This is a genomic window from Paenibacillus sp. (assembly GCF_031177825.1).
In the GTDB taxonomy this organism is placed as follows: Bacteria; Bacillota; Bacilli; order Paenibacillales; family YIM-B00363; genus Paenibacillus_AE.
In genome coordinates this window covers 35,657-51,878 of record NZ_JAPSKE010000003.1, presented here as the reverse complement: position 1 = coordinate 51,878, position 16,222 = coordinate 35,657, and the positions used below count along the sequence as shown (strand labels likewise).

Sequence of the window (16,222 nt, the reverse complement as noted above, 5' to 3'; positions counted from 1 at the left end):
TTCACCTCGCCGGCTGTTTTTGATAGATGATTGCATTTTGGAATCTGCAAAGCTGGAAGATCGACGTAATGCGGCTCATCGATTCCGAATGTCCGAGGAACACGTACCCGCCCGCCTTGATGGACTGGTAGAAGTCCAACGCCACTTGCCGCCTCGACTGGTCGTCGAAATAGATTAATACGTTCCTACAGAAAATGACGTCCACATCCCGAATCTCGCGCATCTCGTCGGGATCGATTAAATTCATTCGCCGAAACTCCACAAGGCTTCGTAATTCGTCCTTCACGCGGAGCTCGAACCCGCCCTTTTCGAAATACCGTTCCAAATACGGCGCCGGCAGATGCCGCGTCGACCGGTCGCCGTAGCAGCCCTTCCGCGCGAACGCCAGCACCTTGTTGTCGATGTCCGTGGCGACGATTTTGCAGCGGGCCAGATTTTCCGGACCGAGCATCTCGCTGAGAATGATGGCGAGCGTATACGCCTCCTCCCCCGTCGAGCAGCCGGCCGACCAGAACGTCAACGGCCCCCGCTCCCGGCGGACGATCTCCGGCAGCACTTCCTCGGCGAAGCACTTCAGTTGATTGAATTCTCGGAAAAAGTACGTCTCGTTCACCGTCAACAGCTCGATGAACGCCTGCAGCTCTCCGCCGTTGTTCTCGTAGCGAAGCATGGAATAATACATATTGAGATCGTAGATGTCGAGTGCTTCCATTCGCTGGCACAGCCGCCGCTCCATGAAGTACAGCTTGCTGTCGGAAAAATAGATGCCTGTCTTTTCATAGATGAAATCCCGCAGACGACGAAACTGTTCTAGCGACAAGGTCGCGTTCATAACCGTTCTCCGCCGGTCGCGGCAAGCCGCTCCCAACCGAGGCGAAGCAGCGCCCGCTCGCCGACGAACCGGACGTACGGATGATCGTAAGCCTCCATCGCGCCGACGATCGCCTCCGCTTCCGCCGGACCCGCGCCCATATCCCCGATCGCTTCGACGATGGCGACCAGCACGTTCGGTTCCCGTTCCACCGACAGCTGCTTGGCGAGCGTCCGCACGACCTCGTCTTTATAAGGAAGTTGCTGCATCGCTTGCACGACGAACAGCCGAACGTCCGGGTCCATGTCGCACGCATGCGACTGCAGCACTCGCAGCGAGGCGATGCCGAACGCCGGAAACAGCTCGATCGCCAGATTGCGAGCGGCGGCCTCTTCGGAATACAACAGCTCGATGAGAATCGCCGTACCCTGTTCGCCGGAGAGGCGCGTCACCTCGGAGCCCAAGTATTCCAGCACGTCGGAGCGAAGCGGCAGCTGAAGCACGCTCCGCAAATACTCCTCCCGACTCGCCGCGGACAAGTCCGCCAGCACCTCTCGAATCATGCCGAGGTTGCCCGCCTGGCAGTAAAACCGAAATTGCTTAGGATCCATCCCTCATCACCTCGCCCACAATGAACCTGCCGATCTGCGAATACGGCAGGACGACGCTGGCGCCGCCCATCTCCGCCGCGGCCCGCGGCATGCCGTATACGACCGCCGTTTCCTCGGCTTCCGCGATCGTGAAGCCCCCGCGCTTTTTGATTTCCACCATCGCCTGCGCGCCGTCCGAGCCGATGCCCGTCAGCAGCACCCCGATCAGCTTCGATGCGGGGAGCTGCTCGAGCAGCGACATCATCGTCACGTCCACGGAAGGCTTGAATATCGTCTCCTTCGGCAGAGCGCCGACCGCGATGCGGTATTGAGGTTTGCCGAGCACCTTCTCGACCGTCATATGTTTGCCTCCGGGCGCGACGTAGACGGTGCCCGGCTCGACGGGCATCCGATGCGCGCCCTCCACCGTTCGAATCGGGTACTTCTCGTTCAGCCGCTCCGCGAACGAGCTCGTAAACAGCGGCGGCATATGCTGCACGAGGAAGACGGGCGCCGGCAAGTCCGCCGGCAGATGGCGGACGATATCCTCCACCGCTCTCGGGCCGCCCGTGGAAGCGCCGATCGCGATCGCCTTCCGGAACGGCTCCCCCCGCTCCCCCGTTTCCTCCGCGTACTCGTCGTCCGGGCGCTTGCGCGTCCGGCTCGAGCCGGACGCGGCGGCGACGATCCGCTCGACGAGCAAGTCGACCGTCTTCCCCATCTCCGCGGCGCCCATGACCTCCGGTTTCGTCACATAGTCGAACGCGCCCAGCTCGAGCGCCTCGAACGTTACGAGCGCCCCCTTGCGGGAATACGCCGACAAGATGATGACGGGGCGCGGCGCGATCTCCATTACGTATTGCAGCGCCGTAATCCCGTCCATCGTCGGCATATGAATGTCCATCGTCACGACGTCGGGCTGCAGGCGGATCGCCTTTTCGACCCCTTCTCTGCCGTCCCGCGCCGAGCCGATCACTTCGATGCTGGGATGCTTGGACAACAGAAGCGTAAGCTGCTGCCGCATCAAGGCGGAATCGTCCACGATCAGCACTTTAATTCGGTTGCCCATAGTTACCATCCTGATTCGCTAAGATGTATACCGCTACCGGAACGCAGACGGAGCGACCAGCGGAACGAGCTTCCGGTCGCGGCTGCAATGGTAGAAGCCTTGCTTGGTTTGGTCCGGCGGGATGCGGACGACCCGCGTCACCCGGGGCACGGCGATGCCGCGCTCGGCGCCGTCCTTCTCCGCGACGATGAGGTGCGCCGTCCGCTCCCGCGCGCCGCCCAGCTCCAGCGCGGCCTGCGCGCCGACGACCGTCAAGATGCGGCCGCGCACGTTCGCCACGCCGGCGATGCCGGCCGGCGCGTGCGGAACCGGCGTTAACCGCGTCAATCGCCGCACCTCCTTAACGTCGCCGGCCGGCATGCCGTATTCCTGCCCGCACGCCTGGAAGAATACGTATAAGCTGTCCGGCGCGCCGCCCTCCGGCGCCTCCTCGGCCGCTTCGGCTGCGGACGCGCGCCGGCCCGCCTGCGAAGGCAGCAGCCGGCATAACGCGCCGCCCTCTCCGAGCAGCCGCTCCTCGTCCAAGACGAACATCGGCGTCCCCGACGAGGCGTACGCGACGCCCCGAACCATCTCCGAGTACGACTCCAAGGACGGGGCGAAGCGAGCGGCGGCGTCCGCCCGCGGCGCCTGCAAATCGTGCACCCAGTCGACGGCGAGGCCGACGATCTGCCGGCCGTTCGGCGTCGCGACCTCGGCGCAGACGACGCGCCGCGGCTTCGAGGCGGCGCCTGCGAGCAGCAACGCGCCGAGATGAACGATCGGCATCGCCGTTCCGTTCCGATATACGCCCGTGCCCATCGCGTACGGCGGCAGACCCTGCACGCCGACGAGCTTCTCCGGCATCGGGAGGATTTCGCGCACGCCGCCCATGTCGAGTCCGTACTGTTCCCCGCTCGTCTCGAAACGGAGCATGCGGCGTTCTTGCGGCGCCGCTTCGACGTCCCGCTCGCCGGACCGGAGCGCGCGAACGCTCGTCGCCATAGGCGCCGAATCGGCGACGGCGGGCTTGCGCGATTTCAGCGCGTCGAATAAGGCCTGCACGCGGAAGATGCGGACCGCCGTATCCTCCCGCATATACAATCCTTCATAGATGTCCGCTTCCCCCGACGACAGCGGAGCGATCTCCCGCTCGCGCGCCTCGGCGACGCCCAGCATGCGGTCGACCGCGAGGCCGACGTCGTTCGCCCGCTGCCGCAGCACGACGATCTTGCCTGCCTTCCCATAGACGCGCGGCGCTCCGCTCGCCCAGCGGACGCCGTCCACGACGGGCAAGAGCGCGCCGCGAACGTTCGTCAGCCCGTCGATGAACGAATCGGCGTGCGGCACCCGCGTCGAGGCGCCCGCGGCGACGACGAACGCAACCGATTCGATGCCGACCGCATAGACGTCTCCATCCAACGCGAACGTCACGAGCTGTCTGACCGATGTCGTCTCCATCATGGCCTCCCCTTCTTTCCGGCGCGTTACAAGTAGATGTCGTCCGCCATGCTCGCGATTTCCTCGATCGCCCGAGCCAGCTCGTTGATGCCGATGTTTTGCTCTTGACCGGCATGCGCCGCCTGCTTGCTCGCCGCCGCGGATTCCGCGGACGTGACCGCGATCTGATCGACCGCCCGCTTGGATTCGATAATGGCGAATTCCATCTCGTTCAACCGGCCCGCGTTATCGGCGATCATGCTGCGCATATGGCGCAAATCTTCTTCGATGCGGAGCGAATCGGTCAAGATGCGCTTCTCCTTCTCGACCTCGGCCTTCGTCGTCTCCTTGGACACTTGCAGCTCCCGCAGCACGGCCGACACCTGCGACTGCGTATCGCGGATGAGATCCTTGATGTTCTCCGCATGACCCGCCGTCTCGACGGCCAGCGAACGAATGTCCGCCGCCACGACCGCGAAACCGCGGCCGAATTTCCCGGCGCCCGCCGCTTCGATCGCGCCGTTGACGGCCAGCATGTTCGTCTGGATGCCGACGCGGTCGATCGCGTTCACGATCTTGTCGATGCTGCAGAATTGACCGTCGAGGCGAACCAGCTTGTCCAGATTGTCCTCCATAGCCTGGAGGCCTTCCGCGACATTTTCGATCATGGCGTCGGTTTGCCGCTTCCCCGCGTCGTACAGGCTCGCCACTTCGGCGAGATGCGTCTCGGACGATACGGCGAGGCCGGCCACCTTCTTCGTCATCTGCTCGAGCTGCGTGACCGCCGTCGCGGATTGCTCCGTCGCCACGGACTGCATCTCCGAGCTCCGGTCCATGCCGTTGATCGCGTACATGATCTGCTGCGCCGACTGTCCCGCTTCCGTAATCGAGGCGGACAGCTCCGCCGCCGCCGCGGCCAACGTCTCGGCCGAACGCGCCGCGTTCTTGCTCGAGCGCAAATCCTCGGTGAGATCCGAAAGCTCCAGAGCGCTGTGATTGATGTCCTGCAGCGCTCTCGATTGCTGAAGAATCGCCTGGAGCGCTTGAGCGGCGCCCGTCGCCTGCTCCTCGGACGCTTGGGCGATGACCCTCGCGCCGTTTTCGAAATCGCGAATGCCGGTCCGCAGGACGAGCGACTCTCCGTTCATTTCCTTCACGCGCTGGACGAACAGCTCGATCTTCTCGCTTACGGTCGTCAGCAATCGGATGACGCCGCGCCCGTTGTCCGCCTCCTGCAGCGCGACGCGTTCCGCCTCCTTGATCGACGCCGCGATCGGAGCGACCTCCGCTTGAATGCTCGCGACGAGTCCCCGAATATCGTTCGCGGACTTCTCGGACACTTCCGCCAGCGCGCGCACCTCGTCCGCCACGATCGCGAAGCCGGCGCCGTGCTCTCCGGCTCTCGCCGCTTCGATCGCCGCGTTCAGCGCCAGCAGATTCGTCTGATCCGCCAGATGAACGACCGTGCCGATAATGTCGCCGATCTCCTGCGCCTGCCGCTCCAATCGGCCGATCGCGCGCGCCGAATCCGAGCTCTTGGCCGCGGAGAACGTCACGCCCTCGACGAGCCGATGAATGTCGGAGGACGAGCCCGCGACGATCTGCTGAATCGTCAAGCTCCGGTTCATCGACAGCGTCACGTTATGGGAGATCGCGTTCATATTGTCCATGATCTTCGTAATGGAGGCCGAGCTTTCCTCGCATGCGGCGCTCGACTCTTCCGCGCCCGTCACGAGCTGCTCCATCGCTTGGCGCAGCTCTTGCATCGCCGACTGCGATTCCTCTACGCCCGCGGACAGCTGCTGCGACGCCGCGGCCAACCGTTCCGACAGCTGCTGGTATTTCGCGAACGTCCTCGCCCGCTGCCGCTGCTCCTGCAGCCGCTTGCCCGCCGCAGGGTCGAGCGAATCCGCAGGTTCGGACCGGAACTCCCTCGCCTCTCTCGGCGGCGCTTCGTCCTGCCTGATCTTCGGATACGTGGGCGGCGACAGCAGCGTCTTCTTCTCATTCATGGTTGACGAACCTCCAGTAACGTTGATTTTTCGGATATCGGAAACACGATCTCGAAAGTCGTGCCTTCGTTCACTTTGCTCGTTACTTTCACGCGTCCTCGGTGCTTCTGAATGATCTGGTAGCTAATCATCAGACCGAGCCCCGTTCCCTTCTCCTTACTGGAGTAGAACGGCTCCCCAAGCTTCGACAGCCGATCCTCGGGAATGCCGCAGCCGTCGTCTTCCACGGTCAGCGTCACGGCCGACGGCTCCTTCCGGGTCAGCCCGACGCGCAGCCGGCCGCCGCTCGTCATCGATTCGATCGCGTTCTGCATCAGGTTCACCAGCATCTGCTTGATCTGATTCGCGTCGCACAATATCGGATTCGGACCGGACGGCGGGCGCATATGGATTTGGACGCCGCTCATGATCGCTTTCGTCTCCATCAAGCTCGCGACTTCGCTCGTCAGCACGTTCAAGTCCGCTTCGTAGAATTTCACCATCTGGGGTTTGGCCAGCATCAGAAACTCCCCGATAATCGATTCGATGCGCTCCACCTCGGAGAGCATCAGCTCGAAATAGCGGTTCCCTCTGTCCCCCGAACGCAAAATCTGGGCGAAACCCTTCAACACGGTCAGCGGATTGCGTACTTCGTGCGCGACGCCGGCCGCCAGCTGACCGACGATGGTGAGCTTGTCGGACTTGCGGAGCAGCTCTTCCGTCTCCTTCTTCTGCGTAATGTCTTGGAGTTGTATGATGTAGTTCAGCGGACGACCGTCGACGTCTCGAACCAGCGTGATGCACAGCGCTCCCCAGACGAGGCGGCCCGAGGCGTGGAGGAGCCGCTTCTCCATCTCGCACGACTGCGTCTCTCCGATCAACAGCCGCGTGCAGCCCTCCAGATAGCTGTCCATGTCTTCCGGGTACAGGAACGACTTGATATTCAGCGCTCCCGACGTCTGCGCCGGAAGCCCGATAATTTCGCAGAACGCGTAGTTCATCTCCTGCAGGACGCCCTGCACGGTCACCAGCGCCATGCCGACGGCCGCGAAATGAAACGCCGACCGGAACCGCTCCTCGATGATCGCGACGCTCGTCTCCTCCGCCTTCGGGGGCGTGATGTCCTCCATGGCGCGAATAACGAGGTATACGCTGCTGCCGCGATGAAACGTAGACGCGTGTAGGTCGACGTGAATCGTCGTTTTGTTTTTGCGGTACGCCTTCGTCTGAAGGCGGAACGGCTGCTCGTCCGAACCCGATAAGCGCTCCAGGGAATCCGGACTGAACAATCGTTCGATCCGTTCGCCGATCAACTCGCGGTCCCCGTAGCCGAATAGCTCCCGCATGCTTCGCGAGACGACGATCATCCGTCCGTTCTCCGCGACGCTGACGTCGGGCAGCCACTCGTGAATCGGCCCGAAGGGGTAGGAGCGCTCTTCGCTGCAATCGTCTAGACTATCCATGATTAATCTCCACCAGCTGTAAATATATGTAATTAAATTGGTAATCCTTCGACCACTTTTCAAAGTATAGAGATATCGATAAATTGTGTAAACGAAGAACGACGTCGGGTTCTGTATGCTTTTGTCGTATGCTGTCGGATGCCTTAATTTTTTTTTGAACACGGATCAAAATCGGGGGAAGGCGACATCGGATATGCGATTTTTACGGTTGATTCGACCGGATTTGCAGATCATGGAAGGCGGGCGTGACGGTTCGTGTGTCGTTCGCGCGGCCGTGCCGTCGATTGCCGACGGAATCGCGGCGCGAGGCGGCGGATTGTGCCGGACCGTCGGGGCGGGTGGCGAGAGAGGCGGCTATGGCGTATGAAACAATGCGGATGCTCTAAGGTTGAGGCAGTGTCGCCGCTTTAGACGGAATATTCCGCTTATCTGCCGCGGTTTGTTGCTATAAACTAAAAAAAGGTGGGCTTCCGCCCCCCCCCCCCCCCAAACTTAAAACGTATCCCGCACGACCGTCTCCTCCAACGAGAACCGCGTCGACGGGTGCGCCGCCTTCGCCGGCTTGCCGATCGAGATCAGCAGCAGCGGAACGTACCGCTCCGGAACGCGGAACGCCTCGACGAACGCGTCCTTGCGGAACCCGCCCATCGGGCACGTATCGTATCCGAGCGCCTTGGCGGCCAGCATGAGCTGCATCGCGGCGAAGCCGCCGTTGAGGAACGCCTCGTCCCGGGCGACCGTGCCGCTCCCGTAGGCGCGCTCCACTTGGCCGACGAGCGTATCCTTGATCTCCGCGCTCATCGCGCCGGACTCGACGCGCTCGCCGTACACGATTTCCGCGTTGCGGTACCCCTCTAGATCCCCGAGCACGGCGACGACGACCGAGCTATCCACGACCTGCCGCTGATGGTTCGCAATCGGCAGCAGCTTCTCGCGAAGCGCCGCGTCCTCGATCGCGAGAAACTTCCACGGCTGCAGGTTCCACGACGACGGCGCGCTCCCGGCCGCGCTTAGAATCGCGTCGAGATCCTCCTTCGGCATCGCGAGTCCCGCTTCGTACGCGCGCACCGAATGCCGTTCCTTCATGACGCGGATCGTCTCCGGCGTGCGCGAAGCCTCTTCGATTACAGTCGGTTCCATTGGTTCTCCCATTCCTCTCCGCTCGATGTCTCTATTCCGTCACTATTCCGTCTCTATTGTTCTCTTGTTCTCTATTAGATATGTCGTTCGATCCACTGCTTCAGCTGCGTCTTGTCCCGGAACCCTACCACCATATCCACCTCGACGCCGTTCTTGAACAGCTTCAGCGTCGGAATGCTCATGACGCCGTTCGCCGCAGCCGACTCGGGATTATCGTCCACATTCAGCTTCGCGACGGTCAGCTTGTCGCCCGCCTCCGCGGCCACTTCGTCGAGCACCGGGGCGATCATCCGGCACGGTCCACACCAAGGCGCCCAGAAATCCACCAATACCAATCCGTCTCGACCGACGACCTCACCCCAGGTTTGATCCGTCACATGTTGCAACGACATAGAAAACCCTCCTACCCTATAGATAATATATATAATTAACGCGGTTCGCCGTCTTTAGGCCGGCGCCGCGGACATCCCTCTCACCGCCGTCAGCGCGATCAGCTCCGCCGTCAGCTCGTAAAACCAAGCCTCGTCCCGCGCCGACAGCGCCAAGTCGATCAGCTCGCGCAGCGCTTCGGGGTCGGACGCCACGTCGTCCGGCAGCCGCTTCAGCTGCGCCTCCTTCGCATACACCGTCTTCCCGACCGACTCCGCGCGATCCGACTCGACGACGGCGACCGTTACGATTCCGTCCAACGGGTCGCGGCTGCGTACATACCCCCGGATCCGTTCGTCGTTCACCGACGTCCCCGCGACCCAATCGCCCTCCGCCAGTCTCGCTTGCTTAAGCTGCTCCGACATGTCTCTTCCTCCTCGCATGAATCCAAATTGTAATCAAATCTGTAACAGTTACCTCGGAAAAGGGCGCCGTCTCCCGCAAGAAGTCGCTTCCCCATTCCGTCCTATCCCTTCGCCTTCTGCGATTCCCGAATCGACCTAAGCACGTCGCCGATCGTCAGCCCCTCGAAGTATGCCTCCAAGTGCCGCTCCGCGTCCGCGAAAATCCGATCCATGACGCACTGCATGTTGCCCGCGACCAAACACTTCTCCTCGGGATTGCCCGAGGTCCATGACGGCTTCAGCGAGCCCGGACACATCACCCGGTAAATCTCGGCCAACGTGACGGCATCCGGATCGCAGTCGAGCGAATATCCTCCGCCGAGACCTTCCTTCGTGACGACGTATCCCCGGTTGCGCAGGCAGCCCATCACCTTGCGCACCCTCGCGGGATGCGTCGCGACGTTGCACGCGATCTTCTCGCTCGTCGCCATATGGTCCGGCGTGTACGCAAGGAGGACGAGACTGTGTACCGCGATCGTGAATTCGCTGTTCATCGTTCCATGTCTCCTCGTCTTGTCGTCGGCGTCTTACTACTGTTATTTTATTAATTACAGTTGATTCTGTCAAGGGGTTCGGCGCGGATCGAGCGACCGCTTGAAGTCGGACCGAAGGGACCTGTCCGACTTCCCACGGACAACACGGCTGCCTCGAGCGGCAGCCGTGGTTCATCAGGTCCCCTATTCCGCTATTGCGCTCTGCATCACTTCCAAATACTGATCCAGCTTCATGCCTTGGAACCCTTCCAGATAGCTTTCCCAATCTTTCTCGAGATCTCTGTTGCCGGTAATGAATTGGGCCGCGTTCGTGTTGACATAGTCTTGGATCGACTTTTGGATCTGCGCGATGAACGTCGCGTCGTCCGGATCGTAAAATACATCCTTCGGATACACGACCTCGGGTTTGGCGTAAGGCTCATACTTTTTGGCGGCTAGCCAGAGCCGATACTCGTATCCTCCGTTGCCGAGAGGATCCTCCGGCGCGACGAACGATTCGCGCATCGCGTTCGTCATCTTCATCGTCCCGAGCTGCCACCACGTCTCGTCCAACGTGCCTTGCGGTCTGTTCTTCGTTATGTCCTCGTACTTCGCCTGATTTCCGTTGTAATCCAGCGACCCTTCTTTCGCTTTGATCCAGCCGCCCTCTTCGAAGCCCCACGTCGTCATGAGAGTGCCTTCTTCCGAGAACAAGTAATCGGCTAATCGAATCGCGGCGATTTGCTGTTCCTCGGTCGCCTTGTTCGTAATGACGAATTGTCCGCCCCCGGCGCCGACGTCGTAATAGCTGAGTTGTACGCCGGCCGGTCCTTTCAGCGGCGGGACGACATCGTAATCCTTGTGAAGAGGCGTCTCGTCGTTCACGCCGATCATGCTGCTGATCAACGCATAGCTTACCGCTCCTACGACCGGCTCCGGCTTGGCGCCCAATTGCCTGACGGCATCGTTATTTTGGGTGAAGGCGCCTTGATCGACCAGTCCTTCGCTATAAAGCTTGCGGAGATAGGCCAGTCCTTCCTTCCATTCCGGTTGAGCGGCGGACATAATCACCTCTCCGTCGCGAATGCTAAGGCGAGTCGCCGGATCTTCGTAAATAAACGCGTTCATCAGGAAGGGAGTCAAACCTCCGCCCCACATATCGTAGGAGGTCGTCAGCGGAATTTCGTCCGGCTGACCGTTGCCGTTCGGATCTTGTTCTTTGAACGCTTTCAGCACCTCATAAAACTCGTCCGTCGTCGTCGGCATCGCGAGTCCCAGCTTCTCCAGCCAAGCCGTATTGATCCACATTCTGTGGCCGAACGTACAGTGCTTGCATTCGTTCACCTTCGGCAAGGCGTAAATGATTCCATCGGGCGCGGTCATGGCCGGTTTCAAGTAATCGATCTCTTCCATCGCTTGTTTAATATTCGGCGCATACCGATCGATCAGGTCGTTAAGGGGAAGGAGTACGCCTTGTTTGCCGTATTTGATAAGATCCGCTTTCGACATGCCGGCGTCGAGAATGACCGATGGATAGTCCCCGCTAGCGAGCAGAAGCATCTTCTTGTCTCCGAACACATTGTACGGGGTTATCTCCCAATCGAATTTGATGTTCAGCCGTTCCTCCAGATGCTTGGAGAACCGGTTCTCGTCCAACTTCTGGATCCCTTCGGTTTGCGGAGCGAACACGGTCACCGTTACGGGCTCGCTCGACGCCTGGGTTCCGTTCGACGCTTCCGCCGCGTTCGACGGTTGTGTCTCGTTCGGTTGCTGCGAACCGGCGTCGTCGACGCCTCCGTTGCCGTTGCTGCAAGCGGACAGCGCGAATGCCGCCGCCAGGATCAAACTCGCGATCGATCTCATATTCGTTTTCAACAAAATTCCTCCTTGTTTTAACATGCGCGACACCCTTGAACTACACAGCCGTCCGCCGAGGATCGGGTTCCGACATCACCTCCGTCCATTCGCCGGCCCATCGCGTTACCCTTTCAAAGATCCGATCATTACCCCTTTGACGAAATACTTTTGCACGAACGGGTAGATGATCAGTACGGGTACGCTCGCAACGACGATCAAAGAATATTTCAGCATATCCTTCAATCCTTGTCGGACCAGCATTTGGTTCATATTGGTGTACATATCCGAATCCGAGCTGTTCAAGATTAAAATCTCCCGAAGGAAAATTTGCAGCGGATACAACGCGCTGTCCTTCAAATAAATCAAAGCGCTGAAATACGTATTCCAGTGTCCCACCGCATACATCAGCGTCAGTACGGCCAATATCGGCTTAGACAACGGGAGAACGACGCTCAAGAAAAACCTCATATCGGTGCACCCGTCGATATCGGCCGCTTCGGCGAGTTCGTCCGGAATCGTCGTCTGGAAGAACGTCCTGGCGATGATCACCTGAAATACGGCCAACGCCCCCGGCAAAATCATCGCCCATCGGGTATCCAACAAGCCGAGCGATTTGACGAGCAAATAATTCGGAATGAGCCCCCCGTCGAAAAACATCGTAAACACGATCGCGATCATCATGACGCTTCGTCCTTGGAACGTCTTTCGGGCTAACGGATAAGCGAGCATGACCGTGAACGCCACATTGACGAGCGTCCCCGTCACCGTATAAAACAACGAATTGACGAAACCGGTGACGATATTGGCGTTTTGAAACACGGCCTGATACCCTACGAGGGTCGGCTCCACCGGCAGCAGCCACACTTGGCCCGAGGTGACGGCGGCCGGCGCGCTGAACGATGCGCTGACGATGTGCATAAGCGGAAGCAAGATCGCGAGAAGGACGGCGATGAGAAAAAGGTAAACCGCCAGAAGGAACAGGCGATCGGACGCCGACTCTCGGATGGCCGATTTGTTCATACGAATCCCCCTACCATAAGCTCGTGCTGGAAACTTTTTTGGCGATGAAATTGACGAGTACGAGCAATATGAAATTAATGACTGAATTCAATAAACCGACGGCGGCCGAGAAGCTGAAATTCGTTTCCAGGAGTCCGACCTTATACACGTAAGTCGAAATCACCTCCGAAGAAGCCTGATTGAGCGGGTTCTGCATCAAATACATTTTCTCGAAGCCGACGCTCATGACATTGCCCATGTTCAAGATGAGCAAGATGACCATGACCGGAACCAAGCTCGGCAGATCGATATGGACGATCTTCTGTCGACGAGTCGCTCCGTCTACCTTAGCCGCTTCGTACAATTCCGGATTCACCCCGGCCAATGCGGCGATGTAGATGATGGCGCCATACCCGACGAATTGCCATACGTCGGACCAAACATAGATCGACGTGAACCATCCCGGCTTGCCCATGAAATCGATCGGCTCGAGCCCCAAGCTTCGGAACAGGCTGCTCATCAGTCCGGTATTCGGCGAAAGATTGACGATCAGGATCGAAACGATGACGACGGTGGAAATAAAATATGGCGCATAAGTGACCATCTGGACCGTCTTCTTGAATCGGCCGTTGCGAATTTCGTTCAGGGCCAGCGCCAACGCGATCGGCGCCGGAAATCCGACAAGCATGCCGTATAAGGAGATCTCTAACGTGTTCTTGAAGTAATCCCAAATAAACGGCGTATCGAATATTTGCTTGAAATAATCGAGCCCTGCCCAGGGACTGCCTAGAATGCCTTGAACGACGTTATACTCCTTGAACGCGATCAGTACGCCGAACATCGGAATATACTTGAAAATCAAGATGTAGAGAAGGGGGAGGGCGACGAGCAAGTAGTACTGCCAATGCCTCTTCCACTTCCTTACGGCGGAAACGCGGGACTTCCTCGGATACGCATGGGGCTGCCGCATCGCTGCCGCATCGTTGACGGTGTCTGCCATCGGGCCGCTCTCCTTTTCGTTGGGTCTGGCCCCATTCTATAGAGTCCCGGCGGCTTCGCTCAATAAACAAGATTCCCGGCGCAACGTAATTCCTCCGGAGGCCTAACGACGCGCCGAAGCGATCGAAGTCGGGGAACCCAATGTTTTTTCGCTTATAAACTTTTTTCCTCTTCGCCCCAATGCAAAGTCCCGCAAGGGATTATCCCCTTGCGGGACTCGGTCGTTTCATTCTTCCCCTGTCCGGTCCGCCCGCTCCCGATACTCCCCCGGCGTCATCCCGACGACCCTCTTGAACATCCGCCCGAAGGATATCGCATTCGTATACCCGACCTCGGCGGCGACGTCTTGAATCGGAAGGTTCGTCTCCGCCAGAAGCTTTCTCGCTCGGACGATCCGAAGCCCGATTAAGTAATCGACGAATTTATGCCCCGTCTCTTCTTTGAACATCTTGCTGAGCGATTTCCAATTCAAGTCGAACCGATCGCTGACATGTTCCAGGGATACGTCCGGATTCGCGAAGTTCGACTCCAAGTAACTGCGAATATTATGGATCGTTGCGGCATGACTCCTTCTCGTCGACATGTCCGACAGCTGTCCGTAGATCGAATCCAGCGCTTGTCCGAAGCGCGTCGCCATCCTATCGAACGTATCCGACTGCGAAAGCGCAGCCTTCAACGCCGGCTCCCCTTCCCGCCCCCATAACTCTTGGACCTCGGCGTTCATGAGCGATAGCTCGCGCCCCAGACAATAGATCAAATAATCCGCTAGATTCAAAATTTGGTCGTTGCTCAGCATATCCCGTTCGATCGTTCGAAGGACGGTTTCGAACTGCTCCCGCCAGCGATCGTTCATCAACCGGAACGATTGCGCCGTCGAATGAATCAAGTGCAAATAGTCGAACGCGTTCCCCTTGTCTTGTTTCGCGACTTGGTCGTACGCGATGACGCGGTTATCGCCGAGAATCATATTATAATTGAGCGCTTCGCGCGCCTGTTCGTACGAATCGGGGATAAGAGAATACGCCGAAGCGATCCCCCCGACTCCCGCCGAGATCGTCAGCTTCAGATGCGCTTCCACCCAGATGCGCGCTTGCTCCAATAGAGCCGTCGCCTGAAGCCATTGGAATTCAGGTCCCGCTTCTGCCGACGATAGCATCCCTAACTTATCTGGGAACAGCCATTCCGTCCAGACTTCGGTCCCATGCTGCTGAGCCATCTCATGAATGACGCTTCGCAACGCGAATTTGAGCAGGTTTTGGTCCCGCTGCGAAAACCGATTGCAAAATTGCGCGTAGGAATCAATGCCCACGATGCTCACGACATGCCGCTTTTCCAAATCCGGAAGCTCCAACGCCTCCCACTGCTCCATGTCGATGGGGAACTGGCCCTCCAACAATTGCTGGAACAAATACGCTTTCTTCATCGGCAGATCCGCATGATGCCGCTGCCGATACTGATTGGACTGCTCTAGCAAGCTTTCGATGGCGGTTTCGATAAAGGCGAATTCGTCGTCGTTATTCCCGTGGAGCAGCGCGTTCGTCTTCGTCTGCGTGAACGCTTGAATGCGCGACACGATCTGCTCGACCGGCTTATAATTTCGGCGCGTCACGAACACGATCCAATATAACCCCGCCGCGATCATGACGAGGCCGATCCAAAACCATGCATTATACAGCTGATTGACGACGGAGACCATCTTCCCGTTGACCAGACCGCTCTCATACACCCAGCCGGTGTATGGCGATGTCAGCGTGGAAAACACCTTTTCTCCTCCCGATTTCGGATCGAAGACGTCGACCATAGGGCTTCGGTTCCCATCGTGGATTCGAAGAAAGCTCACCTCGGGATCGTATATGCTTTTCAAACGGCCGGCCATCGTCTCGACCGATACGTTGACAACGACGAAGCCCTTCCCGTCGGTCACGAACGGAGCTTTGCGAACGAGCGAGACGACCGGTTCCGCACCGTTGAAGCTGAATTCCTGAAATGTACGAATCCCGGTCCATCCCGCTAGATCGTTTCCGACTTCCAGATAAGGCTCTATGAATGCATAATCGGGATAGTCTTGCAGTTCCGAGGCAATCGCGGCGCTCAAGGCGAAATGGTCCCGCGTTCGAACGAGGTAGAGCGAGTCGACGGACGGATTCGATACTTTCAGCTGCGTGAGCGCTCGGATGACCTTCATATTCAGTACAACGTCATCCTTCCGGCCATCGTCGAAGAAGGAGGATAAATCCGGGTTGTTCAACAATTCGGCGACCAAGGCTTCGTCTATTTTTTTCAAGGAATCGTCAGTCGTCCGCAATGCATGCAGCAGCAGCGACTCGTTCGCCTTGATCGCCTCTTTGCGGGTCTGTTCGCCGAGAATCTGAAAGAATACGAAGAAAATAAACGTCATCACGATAAAGAAAGCGGGTACGTACGATAGTAGCTGGCGGTACAACAAAGACTTTCTCTTCATCTTTTACCTCCGCGCTCGTGCTTCTTTCTCTTCTCCCGGGAAGGCGCTTTCATTGCTACCATTATGACTTCGGCCTCTTCCGCAAGACATTCACAAAGCGTCCTATTTTTTGACCTT

The 16,222-nt window shown here is 58.8% G+C and carries 14 protein-coding genes; all 14 read right to left on the bottom strand.

Annotation, left to right across the window (positions count from 1 at the left end; genetic code table 11):
- Position 1: 1 nt before the first annotated feature.
- Positions 2-832 (bottom strand): CheR family methyltransferase, encoded by an 831-nt coding sequence (locus tag RIN49_RS04445; RefSeq protein ID WP_309118961.1) that lies wholly within the window; start codon positions 830-832, stop codon positions 2-4.
- On the bottom strand, positions 829-1,422 hold the full coding sequence (locus RIN49_RS04440; RefSeq protein WP_309118960.1) for a HEAT repeat domain-containing protein: 594 nt from the start codon (positions 1,420-1,422) through the stop codon (positions 829-831). Before RIN49_RS04440 ends, RIN49_RS04445 begins: the two co-directional genes overlap by 4 nt.
- Positions 1,412-2,470 carry a protein-glutamate methylesterase/protein-glutamine glutaminase gene (locus RIN49_RS04435; protein WP_309118959.1) on the bottom strand — a complete coding sequence of 353 codons (1,059 nt, stop codon included), beginning with the start codon at positions 2,468-2,470 and terminating at the stop codon, positions 1,412-1,414. Before RIN49_RS04435 ends, RIN49_RS04440 begins: the two co-directional genes overlap by 11 nt.
- Positions 2,471-2,503: 33 nt before the next feature.
- On the bottom strand, positions 2,504-3,913 hold the full coding sequence (locus RIN49_RS04430) for a chemotaxis protein CheW (protein ID WP_309118958.1): 1,410 nt from the start codon (positions 3,911-3,913) through the stop codon (positions 2,504-2,506).
- Between the two features lie 23 nt (positions 3,914-3,936).
- Positions 3,937-5,901, bottom strand: a complete 1,965-nt coding sequence (locus RIN49_RS04425; RefSeq protein ID WP_309118957.1) for a methyl-accepting chemotaxis protein — start codon at positions 5,899-5,901, stop codon at positions 3,937-3,939.
- Positions 5,898-7,343, bottom strand: coding sequence for a PAS domain S-box protein (locus RIN49_RS04420; protein ID WP_309118956.1), 1,446 nt, complete (start codon positions 7,341-7,343; stop codon positions 5,898-5,900). Before RIN49_RS04420 ends, RIN49_RS04425 begins: the two co-directional genes overlap by 4 nt.
- 492 nt (positions 7,344-7,835) lie before the next feature.
- Complete coding sequence (locus tag RIN49_RS04415) at positions 7,836-8,483, bottom strand: nitroreductase family protein (protein WP_309118955.1); 648 nt, start codon at positions 8,481-8,483, stop codon at positions 7,836-7,838.
- A gap of 74 nt (positions 8,484-8,557) precedes the next feature.
- On the bottom strand, positions 8,558-8,875 hold the full coding sequence (gene trxA, locus RIN49_RS04410; protein WP_309118954.1) for a thioredoxin: 318 nt from the start codon (positions 8,873-8,875) through the stop codon (positions 8,558-8,560).
- Positions 8,876-8,929: 54 nt separating this feature from the next.
- Positions 8,930-9,277, bottom strand: a complete 348-nt coding sequence (locus RIN49_RS04405; RefSeq protein ID WP_309118953.1) for an IDEAL domain-containing protein — start codon at positions 9,275-9,277, stop codon at positions 8,930-8,932.
- Positions 9,278-9,378: 101 nt separating this feature from the next.
- Complete coding sequence (locus RIN49_RS04400; RefSeq protein WP_309118952.1) at positions 9,379-9,810, bottom strand: RrF2 family transcriptional regulator; 432 nt, start codon at positions 9,808-9,810, stop codon at positions 9,379-9,381.
- Between the two features lie 183 nt (positions 9,811-9,993).
- Positions 9,994-11,688 (bottom strand): ABC transporter substrate-binding protein, encoded by a 1,695-nt coding sequence (locus RIN49_RS04395; RefSeq protein ID WP_375295207.1) that lies wholly within the window; start codon positions 11,686-11,688, stop codon positions 9,994-9,996.
- Between the two features lie 81 nt (positions 11,689-11,769).
- Entirely contained in the window at positions 11,770-12,666 is an 897-nt protein-coding gene (locus RIN49_RS04390) for a carbohydrate ABC transporter permease (protein ID WP_309118950.1), read from the bottom strand.
- A 10-nt stretch (positions 12,667-12,676) separates the two neighbouring features.
- Entirely contained in the window at positions 12,677-13,615 is a 939-nt protein-coding gene (locus tag RIN49_RS04385) for an ABC transporter permease (protein ID WP_309119225.1), read from the bottom strand.
- 255 nt (positions 13,616-13,870) lie between these two features.
- Positions 13,871-16,105 (bottom strand): helix-turn-helix domain-containing protein, encoded by a 2,235-nt coding sequence (locus RIN49_RS04380; RefSeq protein WP_309118949.1) that lies wholly within the window; start codon positions 16,103-16,105, stop codon positions 13,871-13,873.
- Positions 16,106-16,222: the final 117 nt, after the last annotated feature.